The sequence below is a fragment of the Curtobacterium sp. PhB172 genome (assembly GCF_003752545.1).
Classification (GTDB): Bacteria; Actinomycetota; Actinomycetes; order Actinomycetales; family Microbacteriaceae; genus Curtobacterium.
This window is the reverse complement of record NZ_RKIF01000006.1, coordinates 139698-157907: the sequence shown is the minus strand read 5'-3', so window position 1 is coordinate 157907 and position 18210 is coordinate 139698. Positions and strand designations below refer to the sequence as shown.

The 18210-nt window shown below is 72.2% G+C and carries 17 protein-coding genes; 9 read left to right on the top strand and 8 right to left on the bottom strand.

Translation table 11 applies throughout. The features are described from left to right. Positions 1-41: 41 nt before the first annotated feature. Together EDF42_RS05125 and EDF42_RS05120 are read left to right on the top strand one after the other, a co-directional pair. Positions 42-950: a L,D-transpeptidase gene (locus EDF42_RS05125; RefSeq protein WP_148053831.1), complete on the top strand. Its 909-nt coding sequence runs from the start codon at positions 42-44 to the stop codon at positions 948-950. Positions 951-961: 11 nt separating this feature from the next. Continuing rightward, positions 962-1720, top strand: a complete 759-nt coding sequence (locus tag EDF42_RS05120; protein WP_123339790.1) for a 3-keto-5-aminohexanoate cleavage protein — start codon at positions 962-964, stop codon at positions 1718-1720. Here EDF42_RS05120 and EDF42_RS05115 read toward each other — a convergent pair. Both EDF42_RS05115 and EDF42_RS05110 read right to left on the bottom strand, forming a co-directional pair. Next, on the bottom strand, positions 1717-2244 hold the full coding sequence (locus EDF42_RS05115; protein WP_123339791.1) for a gluconokinase: 528 nt from the start codon (positions 2242-2244) through the stop codon (positions 1717-1719). The two genes, EDF42_RS05120 and EDF42_RS05115, sit on opposite strands and share 4 nt — an antisense overlap. Beyond that, on the bottom strand, positions 2241-3791 hold the full coding sequence (locus EDF42_RS05110) for a GntP family permease (protein ID WP_123339792.1): 1551 nt from the start codon (positions 3789-3791) through the stop codon (positions 2241-2243). The genes EDF42_RS05115 and EDF42_RS05110 overlap by 4 nt, the downstream gene beginning before the upstream one ends. A 206-nt stretch (positions 3792-3997) precedes the next feature. Between EDF42_RS05110 and EDF42_RS05105 the strand changes: the two genes are divergently transcribed. Further along, the gene (locus tag EDF42_RS05105) at positions 3998-4696 is read left to right on the top strand and encodes a FadR/GntR family transcriptional regulator (RefSeq protein ID WP_123339793.1); all 699 of its coding nucleotides are present in this window, start codon (positions 3998-4000) and stop codon (positions 4694-4696) included. Positions 4697-5045: 349 nt separating this feature from the next. Here EDF42_RS05105 and EDF42_RS05100 read toward each other — a convergent pair whose 3' ends face one another. The 5 genes from EDF42_RS05100 to EDF42_RS05080 all read right to left on the bottom strand — a co-directional run bounded on the left by EDF42_RS05100 (position 5046) and on the right by EDF42_RS05080 (position 8439). Beyond that, positions 5046-5648, bottom strand: a complete 603-nt coding sequence (locus tag EDF42_RS05100) for a GNAT family N-acetyltransferase (RefSeq protein WP_123294233.1) — start codon at positions 5646-5648, stop codon at positions 5046-5048. Between the two features lie 9 nt (positions 5649-5657). Further along, positions 5658-6341 (bottom strand): uracil-DNA glycosylase, encoded by a 684-nt coding sequence (locus EDF42_RS05095; protein ID WP_123339794.1) that lies wholly within the window; start codon positions 6339-6341, stop codon positions 5658-5660. A 5-nt stretch (positions 6342-6346) separates the two neighbouring features. Continuing rightward, positions 6347-7066, bottom strand: coding sequence for a Type 1 glutamine amidotransferase-like domain-containing protein (locus tag EDF42_RS05090; protein WP_123671654.1), 720 nt, complete (start codon positions 7064-7066; stop codon positions 6347-6349). Further along, the gene (locus EDF42_RS05085) at positions 7063-7596 is read right to left on the bottom strand and encodes a phosphoribosyltransferase (RefSeq protein ID WP_173168683.1); all 534 of its coding nucleotides are present in this window, start codon (positions 7594-7596) and stop codon (positions 7063-7065) included. Before EDF42_RS05085 ends, EDF42_RS05090 begins: the two co-directional genes overlap by 4 nt. A gap of 69 nt (positions 7597-7665) precedes the next feature. Then, the gene (locus EDF42_RS05080; RefSeq protein ID WP_111086404.1) at positions 7666-8439 is read right to left on the bottom strand and encodes an SDR family oxidoreductase; all 774 of its coding nucleotides are present in this window, start codon (positions 8437-8439) and stop codon (positions 7666-7668) included. A 120-nt stretch (positions 8440-8559) separates the two neighbouring features. Between EDF42_RS05080 and EDF42_RS05075 the strand changes: the two genes are divergently transcribed. The 6 genes from EDF42_RS05075 to EDF42_RS05045 all read left to right on the top strand — a co-directional run bounded on the left by EDF42_RS05075 (position 8560) and on the right by EDF42_RS05045 (position 16312). Beyond that, complete coding sequence (locus EDF42_RS05075) at positions 8560-9651, top strand: acyltransferase family protein (protein ID WP_123671653.1); 1092 nt, start codon at positions 8560-8562, stop codon at positions 9649-9651. Positions 9652-9998: 347 nt separating this feature from the next. Beyond that, positions 9999-11330: a bifunctional o-acetylhomoserine/o-acetylserine sulfhydrylase gene (locus tag EDF42_RS05070; RefSeq protein ID WP_111086406.1), complete on the top strand. Its 1332-nt coding sequence runs from the start codon at positions 9999-10001 to the stop codon at positions 11328-11330. Positions 11331-11628: 298 nt separating this feature from the next. Continuing rightward, positions 11629-12831 (top strand): homoserine O-acetyltransferase, encoded by a 1203-nt coding sequence (locus tag EDF42_RS05065; RefSeq protein WP_123671652.1) that lies wholly within the window; start codon positions 11629-11631, stop codon positions 12829-12831. 242 nt (positions 12832-13073) lie between these two features. Continuing rightward, entirely contained in the window at positions 13074-14231 is a 1158-nt protein-coding gene (locus EDF42_RS05055; RefSeq protein ID WP_123671651.1) for a sensor histidine kinase, read from the top strand. Then, positions 14228-15553, top strand: coding sequence for a hypothetical protein (locus EDF42_RS05050; protein ID WP_123339799.1), 1326 nt, complete (start codon positions 14228-14230; stop codon positions 15551-15553). The genes EDF42_RS05055 and EDF42_RS05050 overlap by 4 nt, the downstream gene beginning before the upstream one ends. Positions 15554-15640: 87 nt before the next feature. Beyond that, the gene (locus tag EDF42_RS05045) at positions 15641-16312 is read left to right on the top strand and encodes a response regulator transcription factor (RefSeq protein ID WP_111086410.1); all 672 of its coding nucleotides are present in this window, start codon (positions 15641-15643) and stop codon (positions 16310-16312) included. Between the two features lie 333 nt (positions 16313-16645). Here the strand turns inward: EDF42_RS05045 and EDF42_RS05040 are convergent, their stop codons facing one another. Continuing rightward, positions 16646-17911: an MFS transporter gene (locus tag EDF42_RS05040; RefSeq protein ID WP_123312344.1), complete on the bottom strand. Its 1266-nt coding sequence runs from the start codon at positions 17909-17911 to the stop codon at positions 16646-16648. Positions 17912-18210: the final 299 nt, after the last annotated feature.

Sequence of the window (18210 nt, the reverse complement as noted above, 5' to 3'; positions counted from 1 at the left end):
TCACGAACGCTGACCGACACCAGGAGCACAGGGGGATGCCGATGCGACGCAGGGGCTGGATCGCCGTGGTCGGGGGTGCGGCTGCGCTCGCCGTCGCGGCCGCCGTCGTCGTCGGGGTGACCGCCGACCGTCCGGGCGCCGACCCGACCCACACCGCACGGGCCACCGCGACCGCGACGCCGACCCCCACCCCGACGCTCGCGGCCGTCCCCCGCGCGCCGTCGGCCGCCACCCTCGCCGCCCTGCCGCTGGCGTTCCACGACGGCGTCGTCCCCGAACTGCTCGACGGCGGGGACGTCCGTCCCGCGGACACCTGGCAGATCGCCACCCCTCGGAACGACCTCGTGGCCCTGTACGCCAGCCCGTCCAGCCACGCCCGCCCGGTGGCCACGCTGTCGCACCGGGTGTCGACGATCGACCTGCCCGCCGCCACCGCCGTCTGGGGCCGGTCGCCCGGAGTCGACGGCGGCATGCTCCTCGTCTCGACCCCGGCACGGAACCGCACCCCGGGTGACGGCGGCGACCCGGACGCGCCGAGCGCCACGTTCGCCTGGGCACGGGCAGCCGACTTCACGGTCACGGACACCGACCGGACGATCCGTGTCGACGTCGCCCGGAGCACGGTCTCGGTCGTCACCCGGAGCGGCCATGTCGCCGCGACCGAGGCGGCCCGGCTCGGCACCCCCGAGGACCCCACGCCGTCCGACACCGCCACCTACGTCGAGGCGGCGTACGTGGACACCCGCGTGACGTACACGCAGGGCAACCCGATCATCCTGACCGGGGCGCACTCGTCGCGGATCCCGTCGTACGGCGGCAACGCGGCACTGACCGCGCTGCACTACTACCCCGACCCGACCGGCAGTTCGCACGGGTGCGTGCGGATCTCGGCGGAGATGACCCGCACCCTCGCCGCCCTGCCCGTCGGCACCCCGATCCGGTTCAGCTGAGGAGCGACCACGTGCCCGACCTGCAACTCGCCCTGAACGGCGACACCACCCACCCGGCGATGCCGCGCACACCGGAGGAGATCGCCCGCGACGCGGCAGCGTGTGTGGCGGCGGGCGCGACGCTCCTCCACCTGCACGCCTTCGACGACGACGGCGCCGAGTCGCTCGCCGCCGGACCGGTCGGCCGGATGCTCCGCGCCGTGCGGGCGGCGTGCCCGGGGATCCCGCTCAACGTCACGACCTTCGCAGCGATCGTGCCCGACCCCCGCGAACGCCTCGACCTCGTTTCCTCGTGGACGGAGCTGCCCGACCTGATCGCCGCGAACCAGGGCGAGGACGGGATCGACGACGTCACCGATCTCCTCGCGCGACGCGGCGTCGGCGTCGAGGCCTGCGTCCTCAGCACTGCCGACGTGGAGCGGTTCGTCCGGAAGGGTGGACACGACCGGTTCGTCCGACTCGTGGTGGAGCCCCTCGAGCACGACGCCGACGACGCGCTCGCGCTCGACGCCGAGATGGAGTCGATCGTCCGGGCCGCGGGGGTCCGACTCCCCCAACTGCACCACGGCATCGGCGCCGCCTCGTGGCAGGTGAGCCGACGGGCGCTCTCCCGGGGCCACGCGATCCGCACCGGGCTCGAGGACACGAGCGTGCTCGAGGACGGCACAGCGGTGACGTCGAACACACAGCTCGCCGCCGCTGCAGCGCACCTGGTGTCCGAAGCCAGCCGCGCCGACACCGGATCCGGCTCGGACTCCGACAGCAGCTAGCGGCCGTCGCCGAGCCCGAGCCGCTCCACGACCTCGGCGCTCTCCTCCTCCGGAGTGCGGTCGGCCGCGATCGTCAGGTGCGCCTCGTCGTCCTGCGGCGGCTCGAGCGTCGCGAGCTGGGACTGCAGCAGCGACGTCGGCATGAAGTGGCCAGACCGCTGCGACATGCGCTGTTCGATCAACGCGCCGTCACCGGCGACGTGCACGAACACCACGCCGGGCGCCCGCAGCACGTCGCGGTACGACCGCTTCAGCGCCGAGCAGGTCACGACACCGTGCGTGCCGGCGTCGAGGTGCCCGCGGATCCAGCCGGCGACGACGTCGAGCCACGGCCAGCGGTCCTCGTCGGTCAGTGGCGTGCCGGCGTGCATCTTGTCGACGTTCGCCTGCGGGTGCATGGCGTCGCCCTCGGCGAAGTCCCACCCGAGCTGCTCGGCGACCATCGCGGCGACGGTCGACTTGCCGGAACCGGAGACCCCCATGACGACCAGCACGCAAGCGTCGAGAGCGGAGTCGCCGCTCATCGGATGAACACCCCGGCCAGCAGCACACCGAGCAGACCGAGCACCGAGATGAGGCACTCGAGCACCGTCCACGTCTTGAAGGTCTGTCCCACGGTGGTGTTGAGGTAGCCCTTGACGAGCCAGAACCCGGCGTCGTTGACGTGCGACAGGAACACCGAGCCCGCACCGATCGCCAGTACGAGCAGCGAGGTCATCGGCGTGGACAGGTCGGCGGCGATCGGGGCCATGATGCCCGCCGCGGTCACGGTGGCGACCGTGGCCGACCCGGTGGCGACACGCACCAGGGCGGACACGACCCAGGCGACGAGGAGCACCGAGACGCCGGAGTCCTTCACGGCGTCGGCGATCACGCCGCCGATGCCGGTGTCGATGAGCACCTGCTTGAACCCACCGCCGGCACCGACGATGAGCAGCACCCCGGCGACCGGGGGCAGCGCGCTCTCGAGCGACTTCGCCACGGCGGACCGGTCCATGCCGCCGCCGATCGCGAAGAAGACCATCGCGTAGATCGCGGCGATGCCGATCGCGATCATCGGCGACCCGAGGAAGTCGAGCAGGCTCACCCACGAGCCAGCGGCGTCGGGCATGGTCGCCTCGCGGACGGCCTGGGCGAGCATGAGGACGACGGGCAGCAGGATGCCGATGAGCGCGACGGTGAACGACGGGCTGCGGGGCTCGCTGATGACGCGCGTGAAGTCGCTCTTGCCGCCCGGAAGGGACGCGGTGTCCTGCGTGGCGGGGCCGCGCCGGGCCTCCCGTCCGCCCGAGGCGGGGTCCTGCGGACCGGACGCCGACCTGGAGTCCGACCCACGCGACCCGAACATGTCGGGCGCGGGGATGTCGACCCAGCGGGCCGCGAACTGGGCGAACACCGGCCCGGCCAGGATGATGACCGGGATCGCCAGCACGATGCCGAAGGCGAGCGTGGTGCCGAGGTTCGCGCCGACGGTCGAGATCGCGACGAGCGGGCCGGGGTGCGGCGGGACGAACGCGTGCATCGTCGACAGGCCGACCAGGGCGGGCACGGCGATCTTCATGATCGGCACGGAGCTGCGCTTCGCGACGAGCACGATGATCGGGATGAGGAGCACGAGGCCGACCTCGAAGAACATCGGCAGGCCGATCAGCGCACCGATCAGGGCCATCGTCCACGGCAGCGCGGCCTTCGACGACCTGCGCACCAGGGTGTCGACCACGCGGTCGGCGGCGCCGGAGTCGACGAGCATCTTGCCGAACATCGACCCGAGGCCGACCAGGATGCCGACGCTCGTCATCGTCGCTCCGAAGCCGTTGCCGAAGCTCACGACGGCCTTGTCCGGCGCGAGCCCCGCACCGATGCCGACGCCCAGGGCACCGATCACGAGCGCGATGAACGGGTGGACCTTGAGCCAGGTGATGAGCGCGATGATCACGACGATGCCGACCAGGGCCGCGATGATCAGTTGCGGGATCGGCCCGGACGGGTCGACGGTCTCGGTACCGCCGCCATCGGCCGCGAGGACCGTGCCCACGGGGTGGGCGAGCAGGTGGACTGGAGCGTGAGGCATCGGTGCCCCTTCCTGGAGCCGCTGCCGCGCGGCTCCGTCGCCTTCGTGTCGAGGGGCGGCTGGTGCTGCGCGCGCCGACCCTCAATAATCTGATTAATCAGACTATACGACGATCCGCCGCGCGCCATCCGCCCTCGGACGCAGTCTGCCGTTTCGATGGGACCGACGTCACGCCGACCGCGCGACCCGTACTGCACGGAGGAACGATGCCCCCAGCCCGCGGACTCCACGCCCACGTGCTCGACACCCTCGGGCAGCGCATCGTCGACGGTGCGCTCGACCCCGGCACGGTGGTCCGCCCCGAGCTCGTGGCAGATGAGTTCGGTGTATCCCGGTCGGTCGTGCGCGAGGCGCTCCGCGTCCTGCAGTCGCTCGGACTGGTCGAACCCCGGCAGCGCGTCGGGACGCAGGTGCTCGGCATCGGGTCGTGGGAGCTGCTCGCCCCGACGGTCATCCGGTGGCGTGGCGCCTCGCCCGCCTACTTCGTGCAGCAGCGGGAGTTGCTCGAACTGCGGCTCGGCGTCGAACCCGTCGCGGCGTCGCTCACCGCAGGCGGCTCCGGGGCGTCCGCCGTCCTCGACGCCGCGCAGGACATGCTCGCCGCCTGCGCGCGCGAGGACAGCCGCGCGTACCTCGAGGCCGACGTCCGCTTCCACCGCGCCCTGCTCACCGGCTCCGGCAACGCCGTCTTCGCGCACTTCGCCGGCACCGTCGAGGCGCTGCTGCGCACCCGCACGTCGGAGTCGCGCGACACCATCACGCGCTGGACGCGCGAGGCAGCGCTCCGCCACGAGGCCGTCGGGCACGCCCTCGTCACGGGTGACGGGGCCGCCGCGGCGGCCGCGACGACGGCGCTCGTCGGCGTCACGCGCGACGAGTTCATCGCGGAGGCCCCGCGGCCCTGACGGGGTGTGCGGGGTGCGGGGGCGGGCGAGGGCCGGCACGCCGGGCGCTGACCGCCGAGGTTCCACAACACGCCGTGCGCTGGTCGTCGAGGTTCCACAACGCGCGCGATCGCACGCCGAGATGCGCAGATCTCGGAACCTCGGCGAGGCCCACCGCGACCGAACGACGGACGGGAGGCCCGTGGCGACGCGCCCACGGGCCTCCCGTCCGACAGCCACCCGGGTTCCACAACACGCCGTGCGCTGGTCGTCGAGGTTCCACAACGCGCGCGATCGCACGCCGAGATGCGCAGATCTCGGAACCTCGGCGAGGCCCACCGCGACCGAACGACGACGGACGACGGACCGACTACTTGCGCGCGAAGAGGCGGGGTCCGCGCAACCGCAGGCGCATCGTCACCGTGCCGAGCCACCGGTCGTACTTGTAGCCGACCTTGCCCATCCGGCCGACCTCCTCGAAGCCGAGCCGCTCGTGCAGGCGGATCGAGGCCTCGGCCTGCCGGTCGGCGATCACGGCGACGACCTCGCGGACCCCGGCGGACCGGCACTCGTCGAGCAGGGCCTCCATGAGTGCACGGCCGAGCCCCTTGCCACCCGAGGCCGCTCCGAGGTAGATCGAGTCCTCGACGACCCGGTTCGACCGGTCGCGCGGGTTCCAGGCGTCCACGAGCGCGTAGCCGAGGATCTGTCCGGCGGGGTTCTCGGCCACCAGGAAGGGCAGCTTGCGCTTCCGGATGTCGTCGTAGCGCTGCTTCCACCGGGCGAAGGTGAACGCCGACGGGTCGAAGGTCACCGACGAGTTGCGGACGTAGTGCGTGTGGATCTCACGGACGTCGGGCAGGTCGCTCGCCTCGGCGGCACGGATCCGGTACTCGAACGCGGTCTCGCTCGCCGGCCGGGCACGCAGGTGTCGCGGCAGGACCCGCCGTCGCTGGTATTCCTCCTCGAGCACGTGCCGAGCCTACTGAGCGGGCAGCGACCAGTCGACCGGCGCCGCGCCCTGTTCCTGCAGCAGCGCGTTGACCTGCGAGAACGGCCGGCTGCCGAAGAAGCCCCGCGACGCGCTCAACGGGCTCGGGTGCGCCGAAGCCACCACCGGGGTGTCGCCGAGCAGCGGCCGGACGGACGCGGCCTGCGCGCCCCAGAGCACGGCGACGAGCGGGGTCCCCCGGGCGACGAGTGCGCGGACGGCCTGGTCGGTGACGGCTTCCCAGCCCTTGCCGCGGTGACTGCCGGCGTCGCCCGCACGGACCGTGAGCACACGGTTGAGCAGCAGCACGCCCTGGTCCGACCACGCGCGCAGGTCACCGTGCGCCGGCGGGGTCACGCCGACGTCGGCACTGAGCTCCTTGTAGATGTTCGCCAGGCTGCGCGGCACCGGACGAACTGCCGGGTCGACGGCGAACGACAGTCCGATCGGGTTGCCCGGCGTCGGGTAGGGGTCCTGCCCCACCACGAGCACCTTCACGGCGTCGAACGGCGTGGTGAAGGCCCGGAGCACGTCGGCGCCGGCCGGCAGGTAGGTGCGGCCAGCCGCTGTCTCGTCACGGAGCCAGGCCCCCATGCGGTGCACGTCGGCCTCCACCGGAGCGAGCGCCGACGCCCAGCCCGGGTCGACCAGGTCGGCGAGCGGTCGTGGTTCCACGACGGCTACGCGCCCATCGTGGCGACGGCCACCGACTCCTCGCCGGCCATGACCCGCCAGACGCTGCCGGTGCCCCGGACCTCGAGCGCGCCCTCGCCGACGACGAGGGCGGTGTCCTCGTCGATCGCCAGGCCGGCGGTGACGAACTCCGCCTCGGCGCTCGCGATCAGGCGGGCGAGGGTGCCGGCCTGTACCGCGTGGACGTCGATGGTCAGGTCGACCAGGCCGAGCCCTTCGCGGAGCTCGACCTCGTCGAGGCCCTCGGACGCCCCCTCGGGGCAGATCTCGACGCCGCCGATGCGCCAGCCACCCACGAGCGCGCGGTCGGCGGCGATCATCGCACCGGCCGAGTAGCCCAGGTAGGGCAGGCCGTCGGCGACGAGCAACCGGATCTGGTCGACGAGTGGGGCGATCGCGCCCAGGTAGTCGGGGGTGACGCCGCCACCGACGACGAGCGCGTCGACGTCGCTCAGGACGGTCGTGTCGAACACCTGGCCGGCCGCGACCTCGGTGACGACGACCTCGGCCGCGCGGGCACCGCCGAGCGCCTCGGCGATGTCGGCGGTCGACGACGGACTGCCGCCGTCCGGGCCGGCGACGGAGAGCAGGGCGATGCGCGGGACCGTCCGGCCGACGGCGGCCGAGCGCGCGGTGGCCTCGGCGAGGAAGGGCGCTGCGGCGTCCGAGGCGGCGAAGAGTCCGCCGCCGACGAGGTGGATGCTCACGACTCGGCCGTCACCGGTGCGAGGGCGCTCCACGGGAACGTGATCCAGCCGTCGACCCGGCGCCACACGTGGTCGGGCTCGAGCACGGTGCCGGGCTTCGAGTACAGGCAGGCGCTGCGGACGTCGGCACCGGCGTTCCGGATGATGTCGACCACCAGGCGCAGGGTCCGACCGGAGTCCGACACGTCGTCGACGACGAGCACGCGCTTGCCGGCGAGGCTCGGGGCGTCGAGCGCGGGTGCGAGCACGACGGGCTCGTCCAGGCGCTGCTCGACGTCGGTGTAGAACTCGACGTTGATCGAGCCGCACTCCTTGGTGCCGAGCGCGTAGGCCACGGCACCGGCGATGATCAGCCCGCCGCGGGCCACGGCGACGACGACCTCGGGCTCGAAGCCGGAGGACAGCACGTCCTTCGCGAGCAGGCGTGCGGCGTCACCGAACTCCAGCCATCCGAGCACCTCGGGCCCGCTCGTCACGGTCACGGTCGACTGAGCCGGGGCCGTGGGCTCGGGTTCGCTGCTGATCGGCATCCGTCCACGGTACCGGCAGGGACCCCGCGCCCGCGACCCGTGGCCACCGCCCGGGCGCTGCGCAGGCGATCAGCGCGGCGTGAGCGTCCCGCGCGCGAGCTTGTGCTGCGCCGACTGCGCGACCGGTCGGATCGTGACGAGGTCGAGGTTCACGTGCGGCGGCAGTTCCACCGCGTGCACGATCGCCTCGGCGACGTCGTCGGCGACGAGCGGGTCCGGCACGTCGTCGTAGACCGCGGCGGCCTTCTGCTCATCGCCGCGGAAGCGGGTGAGCGCGAACTCGTCGGTCTTCACCAGGCCTGGGGCGATCTCGACGACGCGGATCGGCTCGCCGTTCAGCTCGAGCCGGAGCGCCCCGACCAGGGCGTGCTCGGCGAACTTCGCGGCGTTGTAGCCACCGCCGTTCTCGTACGCCACGAAGCCGGCCGTGCTCGTCACCGTGACGATGTCCGCTCCCCCGGTGTCGCGCGCACGGTCCCGCAGGTGCGGCAGCAGCGCGGCGACGACGCGCTTCGTGCCGATCACGTTCACCTCGAACATGGCCCGCCAGTCGTCGACGTCGGACTCCTCGACGCTGGCCGAGCCGAACGCGCCGCCGGCGTTGTTCACGAGGACGTCGGCGCCGCCGAGCTCGGCGACGCGGGCGGCGAGCGCCTCGACGTCGGCAGCACTCGTGATGTCCGCCACCAGGACCTCGGCCCCGGTCTCCGCGGCGAGCGCCTCGAGCTTGGACGCCCGGCGTGCGACGGCGAGCACGTCCCAGCCTCGCGATCGGAACAGCCGGACGGTGGCCGCCCCGATGCCCGAGCTCGCTCCGGTGACGACTGCGCGCCGTGCTGCCATGTGATCTGCCTCCTGCGTCGGTGTCGGGGCAACGGATCGCCCCGGTGTCGGGGCGACTGCTCGCTCCGGACCCCAACCGTACCGACCCTCCCAGGTCACGATCCGGTAACGTGACCGACGATGACGACGGATGCCGCCCCTCCCGCACCCTCGGCCCCGGCGACGCAGCTCGAACCCGGCCGGGCACCGCGCCGTATCCCGATGTGGGACACCGCGCGGTTCGTCGCGGTGACCCTCGTGGTGATCGGCCACGCGATCCAGCGCCAGACGACGGCGAGCGAGCACGCCCTGGCGCTCTACACGTTCATCTACGCGTTCCACATGCCCGCGTTCGGTGTGATCAGCGGCTACTTCTCGTCGGCCGACACCCCGACGGCGAAGCGCATGCGCCGGACGATCACCGACATCGTCGTGCCGTACATCATCATGCAGACGATCTGGACGGTGGTGCAGGGCATCGTCGAGGGCGGCAAGGACTTCAACCCGACGCAGCCGACCTGGACCCTGTGGTTCCTGCTGGCCCTCGGCATCTTCAAGCTGATCCTGCCGTACCTGGCGCAGCTGCGGTGGCCGTTGTTCTGGGCCGTCGTGTTCAGCATCGGCGTCGGCTACTTCGACAACGTCGACTCCACGCTCTCGTTGTCCCGCGCGATCAGCCTGCTGCCGTTCTTCCTGCTCGGGTGGCAGGTCAAGCAGTGGGGGCTCTTCGACCGCTGGTACGAGGCCTCGCGTCGCACCGTGGTGCGGGTGCGCGTCGCCGCCGGCGTGGTGTTCGCCGCGTGGGCCGTGTCCTGCGCGGTGTGGATCCCGCAGTTCAAGGAGTTCGACCTGCACCACTGGTTCTTCTACGACGACTCGTACTCGGGTCTCGGCGAGGACGCCTGGTGGGCGGGTGCCGTGCGCTTCGGCCTGATGCTGCTCGCGACGCTGCTGACCGCCTCGTTCCTGGTGCTCATCCCCCGCCGGAACATCTGGCTCACGCAGTTCGGTGCGGCGACGATGTACGTCTACCTGCTGCACACCTTCGTGCTCTACCCGATCCGCGAGTCCGGCGTGCTCGCCGGCCTGCACTCCGCGTGGCCGTTCGTGCTCCTGATGGTCGCGATCGCCTGCGCGGTCAGCCTCTTCCTGGCGCAGCCCTTCGTGCGGCGCGGGATGCGCTGGCTGCTCGAACCGAACGTCGCTTGGCTGTTCCGTCGCGACGCGGCGTAGCGGTGCCCCCTCGCACCGTGCGCGTTCCTCCGGCCGGTGCGAGCTTGCCCGTTCGGTGCGGCGCGGCAGCGCCGCACCGCACCACCGACCTCGCACCGTCCGACAGTGACAGCACGGTGCGGACGGACGGACGGGAGGCCCGTGGCGCGTCGGGCGCGCGCGTTACGTCCGAAGGCGGATGCGGTGGTGCGGGCCCGGCCACCTGCGTACCGTGACACCCGACGCAAAGCAGCATCCCCACCGGGCACGGCCGACCAGCCGCTGGCGCGTCTGCTCGGGACCGGCCGGCGTGGCCCCTCGAGCTCACCCGAACCCATCACCCAGCCGCACCGGACAGGAGCACCAAGATGACCGAGCACGACGCCGCGCAGTGGCGGTTCGAGACCACGCAGGTCCACGCCGGCGCACAGCCGGACCCGACCACGGGCGCCCGCGCCACCCCGATCTACAAGACGACCTCGTACGTCTTCGCGAACTCGGACGAGGCCCGCGACCTGTTCGCCCTCGCCAAGCCGGGCAACATCTACTCCCGCATCATGAACCCGACGAACGACGTCGTGGAGCAGCGCATCGCGGCACTCGAGGGCGGCAGCGGCGCACTCCTCGTGGCGTCCGGCCAGGCGGCGGAGACGTACGCCGTGCTGAACATCGCGGGTGCGGGCGACCACATCGTGTCGTCGTCGTCGATCTACGGCGGCACGTACAACCTGTTCAAGTACACGCTGGCGAAGCTCGGCATCGAGACCACGTTCGTCGAGGACCAGGACGACCTCGAGGAGTGGCGCCGCGCCGTCCGCCCGAACACGAAGCTCTTCTTCGCCGAGACCATCGGCAACCCGCGGATCAACGTCCTCGACATCACCGGCGTCAGCGACGTCGCGCACGAGTCCGGCGTCCCGCTGATCGTCGACAACACGATCGCGACGCCGTACCTGATCCGTCCGTTCGAGCACGGGGCCGACATCGTCGTGCACTCGGCGACGAAGTTCCTCGGCGGCCACGGCACCGTCATCGGCGGCATCATCGTCGACGGCGGGAAGTTCGCCTGGTCGCAGCACCCGGACAAGTTCCCCGAGTTCAACACGCCCGACCCGTCGTACCACGGCGCGGTCTTCGCCGAGGCCGTCGGCAACGAGCTCGCCTACATCGTGAAGGCCCGCGTGCAGCTGCTCCGCGACCTCGGGGCGTCGAACTCGGCGGACACTGCGTTCGCACTCCTGCAGGGCATCGAGACCCTGTCGCTCCGCATCGAGCGCCACGTGTCGAACGCGCAGGAGATCGCCGAGTGGCTCGACCAGCACCCGGACGTCGCGACCGTCGCGTACGCCGGCCTGCCGACGTCGCCGTGGTACGCCGCGGCGAACCGGTACGCGCCGAAGGGCGTCGGCGCCGTGCTGTCGTTCGAGCTCAAGGGCGGGGTGCCCGCGGGGAAGGCGTTCGTCGACAACCTGCAGCTGTTCTCGCACCTGGCGAACATCGGCGACGTGCGCTCGCTCGTGATCCACCCGGCGTCGACCACGCACTCGCAGCTCACGCCCGAGCAGCAGCTCACCACCGGGGTCACGCCGGGCCTGGTGCGCCTGTCCGTCGGCATCGAGAACATCGAGGACCTGAAGGCCGACCTCGAGGCCGGGCTCGCCGCGGCCCGTGCGGTCTCGCAGGAGGGGCAGCGCGCCTAGCGTTCCTCCCGCCCGGGCACCGACTCGGAACGACAAGGTCGACGTCGCACGACGTCGACCTTGTCGTCTCCCCGCCTGTGCAACAGTTGCCGACGCGGCCGTGCGACTTCCTCGATGTCGTACGACGTCGACGTTGTCGCACCCGCCCGCGCACCCACCCGCAGACGCACCCGCCCGCGCACCCGCCCGCAGACGCCCGGACCAGGACGACGCGAGCGCGGCCTGCGACCCGGCCACGGGGCGGGCGTGACGTAACACGGCGGCGGCGACCCGCGCCTCCCGGCAGACTGGACGCACCATGGACTGGCAGACGACCCCCGAGGACTCCGTGCCGTCCACCCTGGTGCCCGGTGCCGAACTCGGCACCATCGGCAAGCCGCCGGTCACCGGCGCCTGGCGCCCCGGCGACCACCCGGGTGCCCGCCACTTCGCATCCCTCGGCGAGCAGTGGGTGCGCGGCGGGCGGCTGCCGGCCGTGCGGGTGGCGTACGAGTCGTGGGGCACGCTCAACGCGGCGCGCGACAACGCCGTCCTGCTCTTCCACGCGCTGACCGGGGATTCGCACGTCGCGGGCGCACCCGGTCCGGGGCACCGCACCGCCGGCTGGTGGGGCGACGTCGTCGGACCCGGCCTGGCGATCGACACCGACCGCTGGTTCGTGATCGCACCCAACATGCTCGGCGGCTGCCAGGGCACCACCGGGCCGTCGTCGGTGGCACCCACCGGGGTCGAGTGGGGCTCGCGGTTCCCGTTCGTCACCGTGCGCGACCAGGTCGAGGTGCAGCGCCAGCTCGCCGACCGGATCGGCATCGACGTGTTCGCGGCCGTCGTCGGCGGGTCGATGGGCGGGATGCACGCCCTCGAGTTCGCGGTGTCGCACCCCGCACGCGTCCAGCGGCTGGCGGTGCTGGCATCGACGGCCCAGACGACGGCGGACCAGATCGCGGCGAACTCCCTGCAGCGCTCGGCGATCCAGATGGACCCGGCGTTCGCGGGCGGCGACTACTACGAGGCCGATGCCGGCGAGGGCCCGCACCGCGGGTTGGCGCTCGCGCGGCGGATGGCGTTGATGACCTACCGGGCGTCCGACGAGCTGAACGGCCGGTTCGCCCGGTCGTGGCAGAGCGACGTGTCCCCGCTCGGCGACGACGGGCGGTTCTCGGTCGAGAGCTACCTCGACTTCCACGGCAACAAGTTCACCCGGCGCTTCGACGCGTCGTCGTACATCACCCTCACGCACGCGATGGACTCCCACGACGTCGGGGCCGGGCGGGGCGGTGTCGCTGCCGCGCTCGAACTCGTGACGGCCCGCACGCTCGTCGTGGGGATCTCGAGTGACCGGCTGTTCCCGATCGAGGACCAGCACCGGATCGCCGCGGGGGTGCCGGACACGCTCGACGGTGACACGGCCGCGGTGATCGAGAGTGAGTTCGGGCACGACGGGTTCCTCATCGAGCACGAGCAGGTCGGCGCGCACCTGCGGCGGTTGCTCGACGGCTGAGCGCGACACGGCACGCGGCGGGGCGGCGGCACGCACAGGGGCCGCGGCACGCACCGGGGCGGCGGCGGCACGCACGGCACCCGCGGCGGCACGCACCGGTGTGTGACGGCACGCGCGGCACGGCGCGCCGAACACCCCCCAACGGGTGTCGCCCGTGGTTGGATGGCTGCGAGCCCGGACTGAACGAGGCTCGGTTTCCCCGCACGACCCGTCACACCAGCTCGTCACCAACCAGGACATCGATGGAATTCATCGCACAGGAACGCGACCGCTTGCTGCGGGCGACGACCCGTGTCGTGGGCATCGTCTGCGCGCTCATCAGCGTCGTCAGCGTGGTCTCCGCCGCCGCGGTCTCCGCCCTGCCGCTCGTGGGCGCCCTGCTGTGCATCGCCGCGATGGTCGCCGCGTTCGTGTTCTTCGGGCGCAGTGGCACCGTGTGGTGGACCGCCGCGATCCTCGTCACGGGGCTCGCCTCGCTCGCGCTGCTGTTCTCCGGCGTGGACGAGTCGGTCCGCCCGCTCGTCGCCAGCGCCGTCATGCCGCTCGCGGGCGGCTCGCTGTCCGCCCCGCTGATGGCGCAGCGCGGCCAGCCGTTCGGCCTCGGACTCACGATCGGCACCGGCGCGATCGTCGTCGTCGTGATGGTGTGGGCCACCGGCGGGCTCCTGTCGACGCCCGTCAGCGGCGCCCTGCTCGGCTGGGTGCTCATCGCGGTCGTGGCCGTGTGGATCTCGCGCAGCATCCCCCGCGTCGCCCGACGGATCTACAGCATCGGCACCGCGCACCGCGCCGAACGCCAGGCCAGCGAGACCGAGGCACAGCGGCGGCAGGGGGCGCGGCTGCTGCACGACACGGTCCTCGCGACGCTCACGCTCCTCGCCCACTCCGGCGTCGGGGTCTCCGAGCAGGCCATGCGCGAGCAGGCCGCCGAGGACGCCAGACTCCTCCGCCACCTGCGACTCGGCGCGACCCCGCAGCCGTCGCAGTCCGGCGACTACTCGCTCACCCGCGAAGAGGAGTCGCCGCTCGGCCAGACCCTCGAGTCGGTGAAGCAGCGCTTCGGGCGGATGGGCCTCGAGGTCAGCTGGCACGGCACTGGCCAGGTGCTGCTGCCGTCGCACGTGCTCGACGCCTTCCTGCTCGCGCTCGGCGAGTGCCTCGAGAACGTCCGCCGGCACGCCGGTGTCGGTGAGGCGCACGTCACGATCGTGCACGACAACGACATGGTGCGCGCCATGGTCACGGACTCGGGCGTCGGGTTCGACCTGACCACCGTCAGCGCCGAACGACTCGGCTTCAAGGAGAGCGTCGTGAGCCGGCTGCGCGAGGTCGGCGGCGACGCCAAGCTCTTCTCCGCGCCGGGCTCCGGCACCACCGTCGTCCTGGAGGCACCGCGATGACCCGGGTCCCCGAGGACACCATCAGCCGCGGCCTGCCCGGCGAGTCCACCGGCCAGCAGCCGCCCCGCACCCGTCGCGAGGCGCGCGAGCGCTACCGCACCAGCGAGCGTCGGCAGGCCCGCGGGCTCCCCTCCACCTCGACCGGCGCACGGTCGCTCCGCCAGGCCGCCAAGCCCGGCGCCTCGCTCGGAGCCGGGTACCTCGGCCTCGGCGCCGCGGTGCTCACCGCCATCGAGGCCGTCTCCGGCATCGTGTACTTCCTGGTCCGCTGGTCCGACTTCTCCGACCCGTGGCTGCCGGCAGCCGCCTGGATGCTCTACATCGTCGCCGCGGTCGGTGTCGGCCTGAGCGTGCTGACCTACGGCGAGCGGTTGACCGGGCTGGCCTTCGTGCTGATCTGCGTCGTGCTGGCGTGCGTCGTGACCCTCGACTTCATCGGCATCTGGCCCGAGCACGACATCGCCCACACGGCATCGGCGTCGATCGCCGCGGGCTTCGCGCTCCTGCCGATCGCCACGCTCCGACCCGCCCGCGAGGTCGCCGCCGCCATCGCGGTGCTCGGCCTGGCGTTCGTCGGCATGAGCGTCGCCTCGACCCCGATCACCAACGACACGCTGCCGGGCATCGTGTCCCTGCTCGCCCTGGTCGTCGTGCCGCCGTCGATCGCTCTGTACGTCGTGCAGCGGTTCCGGCAGCTCGTGCAGCGGGAACTCGACCGGGTGCTCGTGCAGAGCAACGTGCAGGCGCCGCAGTTCGCGGTCGGCATGCTCGCCTCGGACGAGCTCGCCCGACTCGACCTGGCCGCCGAGAAGCTGCTCGACGCCGTCGCGAACGGCACCGATCCCCTGCCGCTGTCGGACGCCTCGAGCTCCGTCGCGGCCTCGCTCGCGACCGAGCTCCGCCTGCACCTCATCGAGGGCCGACGCGAGACCTGGTTGTACCACGCGATCACGGAGTCCGACCACCTCGGCCGTTCGGTGAGCGTCGCCGACCCGGGCGCCCTCGCCGGACACCTCTCGCCCGCCCAGCGCGACGGGCTGCTGCAGGCCCTGTGGCAGATGGTCGGCGACGGCCGCACCGCCACCCCAGGCCTGCCGGTCGTCTCGGTCACGCTCGGCCCGGTCGGGTCCGACGGCCACCCCGTCACCGACGAGCGGATGGACGTGCCGGTCGTGATCGAGTCGCGCGGCGTCCAGCGCCGGCGCCTCGGCCCCACCGCCTGGAGCGCCCTGCAACGCATCGGTCCGTACACCGAGACCGTCCGCGACGGCGCGCTCCACATCGTCGCCCACTGCGTCGTGGACCGACATCCGTCGATGTAGCTGCCGGACACCCGGACAGCCTGCCCGTGCCACGTGCCCCTCCCTCCTAGGATCGGGCACGAACTGCCCCCGAGAAAGGACGCCCGCATGGCGACTCCAGAGGAACCCATCCGACTCGCACTGGTCGACGACCACAGGATGCTCCTCGGCGCGCTCACGGAGTGGATCCGGAGCGCCGCCGACGACATCACGCTGGTGGCCGCGGTCACGACCTGGCCCGAGCTCCTGACGAGCCCGGCGTTCCCGGTGGACGTGGTGCTGCTCGACCTGGACCTCAAGGACTCCATCCCGGTGTCGCTGAAGATCTCGACGCTCAAGACCGCCGGTGTGAAGACCGTCGTGATGAGCACCTACTCGGAGCCGAACGTCGTGCGCGAGGCCCTGGCGGCCGGTGCCCTCGGCTACCTGGTGAAGAGCGAGGACGCCGACATGATCGTCGAGGCGATCCGCTCCGCCCAGCGCGGCGAGCAGTACGTCTCCGCCGAGCTCGACCTGGCCATCAACAGCGGCGACGTCGGTGGCGTCCCGAAGCTCAGCGCCCAGGAGCGTCGCGTCATGGCCCTGTACGGCGGCGGCGAGCCCGTGAAGAGCGTCGCGTACCAGCTCGGCATCTCCGAGGAGACCGCGAAGAGCTACCTCAAGCGCATCCGCGAGAAGTACCGCGTGGCAGGCTTCGACGTGGGCACGAAGGTCGCGCTCCGGAAGCGGGCGATCACCGACGGCATCATCGTGCAGGACGGCGGCCCGCTGGGCCTGTAGCGCGCGGCGCACGTGGGCGCTTGCCCGTTTCGTGAGCAGAAATGGTCGGGTCCCATCACGGGAACCGACCATTTCTGCTCACCATGGGCGGTCTGCCGCAACACCACGTCGGACGGGAGGCCCGTGGCGGCGTCGCCACGGGCCTCCCGTCCGATGCGTGGGCGCGCCCACTGCGCGCGGTCAGTGGATCGGGACCGGCCTGCGGTCTGTCCCGCCACAGCGACACTGTGGCGCGGATGCCGGCGGTCCGTTCCACGAAGGCGACAGTCTGCCGCGAACAGTTCGCGGCAGACTGTCGCTTTCGCGAACTGCGCTGGCGGCGCCCGCGCGCGGTCAGTGGATGGGGACCGGCGCGGTGATCGGGCCGGTGCTCGGCGACGGCGAGCGAAGCGCGGCACGGCGCGTGGTGCGACGCTCGACCGAGTAGCTGAACATCGTGACGAGGACGCCGAGCAGCGCGAGGACGATGCCGAGCCAACCCGGTGCGACGAACCCGAAGCCGGCAGCGATGACCGCACCGCCGAGTGCCGCGCCGAGCGAGTTGCCGATGTTGAACGCCGAGTGGTTGAGCGCCGCGGCGATCGTCCGGGCGTCGCCGGCGACGTCCATCAGGCGGGACTGCACCGCCGGCGGGATCGCCGACGAGGTCGCACCGAGCAGGAAGGCGCCGAGCAGCATGCCCCAGAGCCACTGCGCGGTCAGCACCGTGAGCAGCAGCGCTCCGATGAGCGAGAACATGCCGAAGTAGATCGTGCGCTTCACGCTGTGGTCAGCGAGGTGACCGCCGAGCACACCGCCGACGACCATGCCGATGCCCACGACCACCAGGACGATCGGCACGAACGACTCCGGCATGCCGGTGACGTGCTGCACGAGCGGCGAGATGTACGAGTAGACGGCGAAGAACCCACCGAACCCGACGGCGCCGAGGCCCATCACGATCCAGACCTGCGGCACGCGGAAGGCGCGGAGCTCCCGGCCGATCGTTGCGTGCTCGTCTCGGGCGCTCTTCGGCACGAAGGCCGCGACGGCGAGGAACGTGAGCGCGAACAGTGCTGCGACGACGCCGTAGGCGATCCGCCAGCCGGCGAGCTGGCCGACCCAGGTGATCGCCGGGACACCGACGACGTTCGCGACCGACAGGCCGAGCAGCACCATCGCGATGCCCTTGCCGCGCTTGCCCGGGCCCATCATGTCGCCCGCGACGATCGAGGCGATGCCGAAGTAGGCGCCGTGCGGCAGACCCGCCACGAACCGGGCGACGAGCACCAGGCCGAACGACGGCAGCAGCGCGCTCGCGATCGTCGCGAGGACGAACCCGACGAGCAGCACGAGGATCAGGCCCTTGCGCGGGAACTTCGCCGACATCGCCGCGATGGTGGGAGCACCGACGACGACACCGAGGGCGTAGGCACTGACGAGCCAGCCCGCGTGCGCGATGCCGGCATCCGGGTCGAGGCCGTACTGCTGCGGCAGCAGTGCCTGCGCGATGTTCGGCAGCAGGCCCATCGCGACGAACTCGGTCGACCCGATGGCGAAGCCGCCGAGGGCGAGCGAGATGAGCGCGGCGGTGCGACGCGCAGGCGTGAGCTGTGACATGGGGCCTGTTCTCGGACGACGTCCTGCACGGGCGGCGTCGGATCGGGGTGTCGGCTGGACGGTGTCGCCTGGGCGACGGTGGTGACGGAGGCGTCCCGTGGTCGTCGCGGCGCACGTGCCGATCGGCAGCGCGGCCACGCCCGAACGGGGTGCCGGTCCGGGTTCAGCAGCGAACGGGACGGTCCGGGTGGCGACGACCATCCGGTCCCAGCAGTGTAGACCGCTCCAAAGGCCGAACGGAAGTCGCCGTGAGCGGCCGGCACGGGTCGCACCGAGCTGGCCCGGCCGTACCCGAGGAG

What these genes read in the sequence shown, in the direction of transcription:
- EDF42_RS05125 (WP_148053831.1), top strand. Translation starts at nt 42, where the DNA reads ATGCGACGCAGGGGCTGGATCGCCGTGGTCGGGGGTGCGGCTGCGCTC.
- EDF42_RS05115 (WP_123339791.1), bottom strand. Translation starts at nt 2,244, where the DNA reads ATGAGCGGCGACTCCGCTCTCGACGCTTGCGTGCTGGTCGTCATGGGG.
- EDF42_RS05110 (WP_123339792.1), bottom strand. Translation starts at nt 3,791, where the DNA reads ATGCCTCACGCTCCAGTCCACCTGCTCGCCCACCCCGTGGGCACGGTC.
- EDF42_RS05105 (WP_123339793.1), top strand. Translation starts at nt 3,998, where the DNA reads ATGCCCCCAGCCCGCGGACTCCACGCCCACGTGCTCGACACCCTCGGG.
- EDF42_RS05085 (WP_173168683.1), bottom strand. Translation starts at nt 7,596, where the DNA reads ATGCCGATCAGCAGCGAACCCGAGCCCACGGCCCCGGCTCAGTCGACC.
- EDF42_RS05080 (WP_111086404.1), bottom strand. Translation starts at nt 8,439, where the DNA reads ATGGCAGCACGGCGCGCAGTCGTCACCGGAGCGAGCTCGGGCATCGGG.
- EDF42_RS05075 (WP_123671653.1), top strand. Translation starts at nt 8,560, where the DNA reads ATGACGACGGATGCCGCCCCTCCCGCACCCTCGGCCCCGGCGACGCAG.
- EDF42_RS05070 (WP_111086406.1), top strand. Translation starts at nt 9,999, where the DNA reads ATGACCGAGCACGACGCCGCGCAGTGGCGGTTCGAGACCACGCAGGTC.
- EDF42_RS05065 (WP_123671652.1), top strand. Translation starts at nt 11,629, where the DNA reads ATGGACTGGCAGACGACCCCCGAGGACTCCGTGCCGTCCACCCTGGTG.
- EDF42_RS05055 (WP_123671651.1), top strand. Translation starts at nt 13,074, where the DNA reads ATGGAATTCATCGCACAGGAACGCGACCGCTTGCTGCGGGCGACGACC.
- EDF42_RS05050 (WP_123339799.1), top strand. Translation starts at nt 14,228, where the DNA reads ATGACCCGGGTCCCCGAGGACACCATCAGCCGCGGCCTGCCCGGCGAG.
- EDF42_RS05045 (WP_111086410.1), top strand. Translation starts at nt 15,641, where the DNA reads ATGGCGACTCCAGAGGAACCCATCCGACTCGCACTGGTCGACGACCAC.
- EDF42_RS05040 (WP_123312344.1), bottom strand. Translation starts at nt 17,911, where the DNA reads ATGTCACAGCTCACGCCTGCGCGTCGCACCGCCGCGCTCATCTCGCTC.